Annotated in this window: 3 protein-coding genes; all 3 read left to right on the top strand. The window is 71.0% G+C overall.

Annotation, left to right across the window (positions count from 1 at the left end; genetic code table 11):
- Positions 1–207, top strand: a 207-nt coding sequence (locus IT355_12030; protein MCC7053982.1) for a hypothetical protein, incomplete at its 5' end; no start/stop codon positions are given.
- A 44-nt stretch (positions 208–251) separates the two neighbouring features.
- On the top strand, positions 252–3,158 hold the full coding sequence (locus IT355_12025; protein ID MCC7053981.1) for a sigma-70 family RNA polymerase sigma factor: 2,907 nt from the start codon (positions 252–254) through the stop codon (positions 3,156–3,158).
- 128 nt (positions 3,159–3,286) lie between these two features.
- Positions 3,287–5,135: hypothetical protein (locus IT355_12020; GenBank protein MCC7053980.1), on the top strand; the 1,849-nt coding region annotated here is incomplete at its 3' end.

Below are 5,135 nucleotides of genomic sequence, written 5' to 3'. Positions count from 1 at the left end.
CTCGGCATCCTCGCGGGCGCGCTCGGCAGCCCGGCACTGCCGGGGTTCCTCGGCACGTTGCCACCGGACGGTGACGCGTTCGCGCGCTTCGACACGCAGGTGCCGCTGCCGGCGAGTCTGGTCGGCACCACGGTGACCTTCGCGTGGTTCACGTACTATCCGACGGTCGCGGTGTCCGAGCCGGTGCAGGTTCCGATCACGCTGTAGCTGCCGCATCGCGCCACTGCTCCGCTCTACTGCTTCGCCCAACCGTGTCGACCGAATCCCCCGAACAGCTGTTCCTGCGTTTCCTCGCCGAGGGGGATGAAGCGGCGCTCGATGCGGTGTTCCGCCGCTGTTCGCCCGGCCTGCGGAGCTTCGCGCTCGGCCTCGGCCTGCCGCGCGATCGCATTGATGATCTCGTGCACGAGACGCTGGTGACCGCGGTGCAGCGTGCCGCGAGTTTCGAGGCCGCGCGGCCTCTGCAACCGTGGTTGAGGGGCATTCTGGCTCGCAAGGGCGCTTCGCTCGTGCGCGAAGAAGCGCGGCGCCAACGCCACCACGACGCCTGGGCCCGCGAACGTGCTGACCGCGGCGCGCCAGCCATCGACGAGGTCGCCACCGGCGAAGTGCACGAACTGTTGCGCGAAGCGATCGCCGCGGTGCCGGTGCGTTACCGCAAAGCGCTCGAACTGCATCTGCTGCACGGTTTGCCACCCGCCGCGGTCGCCGAACGGCTTGGCCGACTGCAGGTGACGGTGCGCGTGCACCTGCACCGCGGCTTGCAACACGTGCGTCGGCAGTTGCCGCGCGGCCTGTTCCCGCTGGCGCTGGCGTTGTTTTGCAACCGCGGCGCCGAGGCGAGTGCCTCCGCCAGCCTGCGCGCCGTGCCACGGCTCCGACTCGCGGCGTTCGTGGGAGTACCGCTGGCGGTTCTAGGCAGCATCGTCTGGTGGGCCGCGCCAGCGCGTTCCACCCCGATGGCGCAAGCCCACGACGAACTGCGCGACACCGCCGCCGCCGCGCCGAGCGTTGGTCCCGATGCCGTCCGCACCGCGGTGCTGGCGCCAACCGTTCCGGAGGCAGCTGACCCCGCGGGATTGACCGTCGTCGTGCTCGACGCCACGGGTGCTCCGCTGCCCAACGTCGGCCTTTGCATCGAACCGCTCGCGGGCCAACCGGCGCTGCCGGCGCGCGCGCGACTTGTCACCGATCCGCGTGGCCGCGCGCACCTGCCCACGCTACCGGGCCCGCGGCTGCGGGTGCGCAGCGATCGTGGTCACGACGAAGTGATCGCCGCCAGCGCCGGCATCTGCACGCTGCGCTGTGCGGTGGGCTCGACGCTGCGTGGCTTCGTAGTCGATCCGTTCGAACGGCCCGTCGTCGACCTGCAGGTGTGGCTCGGCAGCCCCCTCGACGGGGCCGCGGTCAGTGGCGCTGTGACCACGACCGACGCCGCGGGCACGTTCCGAATCGACCACGTGCAGCCAGGCACCTTGGTGGCTGCGTTTGGCGCCGCAGGGCTCAGCGCTCCGCAACCATGGCGCGGTGGTGACCAGCCGCTGCGGCTCGAACTGCAGCCCGCGGGCGCCCTGGTCGGCTGCGTGCTCGATGTGGCGGGGCGGCCGCTCGCCGGGGTCCAGGTCGCCGCCGGTAGCACGCCCGAACACAGTGATGACGCATTCCCCGGTGGGGTCGTGGCCTTCACGGTGCCGACGCAAGTAGTGCGAACTGATGCCGGGGGCCGATTTGGACCGCTGTGGCTGCCTCCCGGTGAACATAGCGTACACGCGCGCGCCGCCGGGCACGCTCCGGCGGTTCAGGTCGTGACCGTGCTTGCGACCGGCATCAGCACGACGGAACTGCACCTCGCGGCGGCGCGGCGGCTCACCGGACGCGTGCTCGCGGCGGGGCAGCCGTGCGCGTTGGCCGAAGTGGTCTACCGTGATCTCGATCGCAACCACCGCACAGACCTGCGCACCGACGCCATGGGCGAGTTCGCCCTGGAAGTGCCGTGGGCGACCAGCGGCGCGGTCTGCGCGCGTGCTCCCGGCCATCGACCGCAGCGGCAGTCGATCGCCTCGCATGCTGAGGTCCCACCGCTTGTGCTCGAGCTGGCGCCGGCACCGCGCCGGCGCGGCGTGCTGCGCTTCCCCGACGGGGCCCCGGCGGCCGACTTCGGCGTGCGCTGTGTGACGAGCCCGGACTCGCTGCTCGACGAGGCCGAGCAGCACACCACGACCGCGGCCGACGGCAGCTTCGAAGTGGTCGCCATCGACGGAGCGCCGCCGCGCTGGACGGTGCGCGGCCGCGGCGACCCGGTCTGGCACGCCCTGCACGACATCCCGACATCGCCGCAAGGCGAGCCGTTCGTGGCCACGGTGCCGTTTGCGTGGCAACCCTCGGCGCATCTGCGCGGTCGTTGTCTCGGCGGCGACGGCCAACCACTCGCGGCCGGGCGCGTGTTCCTGCGTTGCGACAGCGGCATCGCTTGGGAATCGGCGCGCACCGATGCCGAAGGTCGGTTCGCCGTGGGGCCGCTGGCGCCCGGCACCTACGTGGTCTTCGTCGAGAGCCAGGCGCCGCACCAGCCGTGCCTGCGTGCCACCGACGTCGTGCTGCGCGCGCAGGCCGAGCACACGCTCGAACTGCGCGCGGGGCCGTTTGGCACCGTCCGCTACGCGTTGCGCCACCCGGACGGCAGCACGCCGGCTCGCGCCCTGGTCTCGATCGTCGGCGGCGAGCCCGAACGGCGCTACTGCGCGCGCGAAGGGGCGCTCGGCGAACAGGCGCTGCCGCCCGGCGACTACCGGCTCTATGCGATGGGCGACGACTTCGTGTGGATCGCGGGGCAACCGTTCCGGATCGACGCGGGCGGCACCACCGAACTGCCGTTCGGGCTCGAACCCGCCGTGCGCACCACGCTCGCGCTGCAGGGGTTCGCGGCGCTGGGCGCCGAGCCATGCGAGGTGGAGGTGCGGCAACCGGCTCGCAAGCGCCTGCTCGGCAGTTACCGGGTGCTCACCGACGCGCTGCCGAGCGTGATGGCGTTCCTGCCGCGCGGCGACTTCGAAGTGCAGGTGCGGCCCGATTCCGGTGGGTTCTGGCTGGGCAACCTGCAGGTTGATTCGCTGGCGCCGCGGCATGCGGCGTTGCCGGTGCTGCTGCACGCGCGGTGAAGGGTGCCTCTGCACCGACGCCTGCTGTCACGGTGGCGTAACGCTTCGCTTCGAAATGCCTTGCGAGGTCGTTCCCAACCTCGCGGCATGCGGTTTGATTGGTAGAGGCGTCCCACACGCCTCCCGCCATGATCGACTGCCACCGCTGCCGTCCGCAATATCTGCCGCTCCTCGCGTTGCCCCTGCTTGCCCTCGCCGTCCCAGCCCAGAACAGTGGCTGGAGCCGGGTGAAGGACGCTCCCAGCGGCCTTGTGGGCATCCACTACGACACGGTCCATCGCCGTGCCATCGGCTTCGAGGAAGGTGCGCCCTGGCCTGTGGTGCGGACCTGGAGCTTCGACGGCACGCGGTGGCGGCAGCACACTCCGGATGGGCTGCCAAGCAACTCGATCGCGCTGATCCAAGGCGCGGTCTACGACCGTGGCCATGGGCACGGGGTGGCCGTCACCATCAACGTTGCGACGGGGCCTCGCACCTTCACAGGCGATGGTGCCGGGTGGCGGCTGGCGGCGGGGGCCTTTTCGCCGGCCCCGGATGACTACGCCACCTTCGCGTACGACCCCGTGCGCAACCAGGTGATCACGTTTGGTGGCATCGGCTCGCCGTGGAGTGAGACCGATACGATGACTGCCTGGACGGGTTCGAGTTGGGCGCAACTCAGCCCCGCCGTGCGTCCGGCGCCGCGGACCGGCTGCGGCATGGTGATGGACTCCGGGCGCAACCGGGTCGTCCTGTTCGGTGGCAGCGATTCGTCGGCTCAGAACTTCCTCGGCGACACCTGGGAGTGGAACGGCACGAGTTGGGCGCAGAGCACTCCAGGGACCTCGCCGTCGCCGCGCCGCACGATGCTCGGCTACGATCCGGCGACCCAGCAGGTGGTGGCCCTCGGTGGTCACACCGCGATCGCCACGCTCCAGGATTGTTGGGGATGGAACGGTTCGAACTGGGCACCGCGTGGCCAGCTGCCGGCCGAACCGGTCCAGGGTGCCTACGACGACGGCACCAACCTCTTCGTCGTCGCTGGCGACGCCCAGGCCAACGTCTGGCGCGCGAACGGATCGGCGTGGACCGCGGTGTTCACCGACCTGGAGCCGAACCAGCGCGGGACGATGGCCTACGACCCGACGCGCGGCGAAGTGCTACTCGCCGGCGGGCGGGCCGGTGCCGATACCTGGCGCTGGGACGGCGCCTGGCACCTGGTTTCGGCCGCGGGGCCTGGCCCGCGCCGGTACCCGGCCATGGCCGCGCTCGGCGCCGAGATGATCTTCACCGGTGGCGACGACGACAACCTCGGCCCGGTCTTCGACACCTGGGCGTGGAACGGCACTGGGTGGACGCAGCGCGCGCCAGCTCATCAGCCGTCGCCGCGCTCGCTCCATGCGATGGCGACCGTCGGCAACCAGGTGCTGCTATTCGGTGGGCGGGGGGCCCAGGAGTTGGACGACACCTGGAGCTACGACGGCGTCGATTGGACGCAGTTGGCGCCTGTGCACCAACCGTTGCCCCGCTTTGCCCCCGGCCTCGCGCATGATCCGTCGCGCGGGCGCACCGTGCTGTACGGCGGGCAGACCATGTCCTCGAGCACTTTCCAGGACACCTGGGAATGGGACGGCGTCGATTGGGTGCAGATCTGGTCCATGACGACTCCGCAGACGTTCGGGGCGTCCCTCGCCTATGATCCGGTGCGGGCGCAGATCCTGTTGCCGCAGGGTTCCTCGGGATATGCGTGGGACGGAGTCGATTGGAGTGCCCTTCCTGGCTCTCCCTTGCACGTGGGCGCGGAGTACCCGATCGCAGCTGCCTATGACTTGGGTCGCCAGCGGCTGCTCGCGCTGGATCTCAAGTCGAGTTTGTACGTCTACGGCCCGACACCCGCGGACGCGGTCGTCGCCACGCAATCGTGCGGCAACCGCCCGGATCTGCGTTCGTTCGGCGCGCCGGCGATCGGCCGCACGCCGCTCGTGCACGTCGAGGGCG

The organism is Gemmatimonadaceae bacterium (assembly GCA_020851035.1).
Classification (GTDB): domain Bacteria; phylum Gemmatimonadota; class Gemmatimonadetes; order Gemmatimonadales; family Gemmatimonadaceae; genus JACMLX01.
This window is presented reverse-complemented; position numbering and strand designations above follow the sequence as displayed.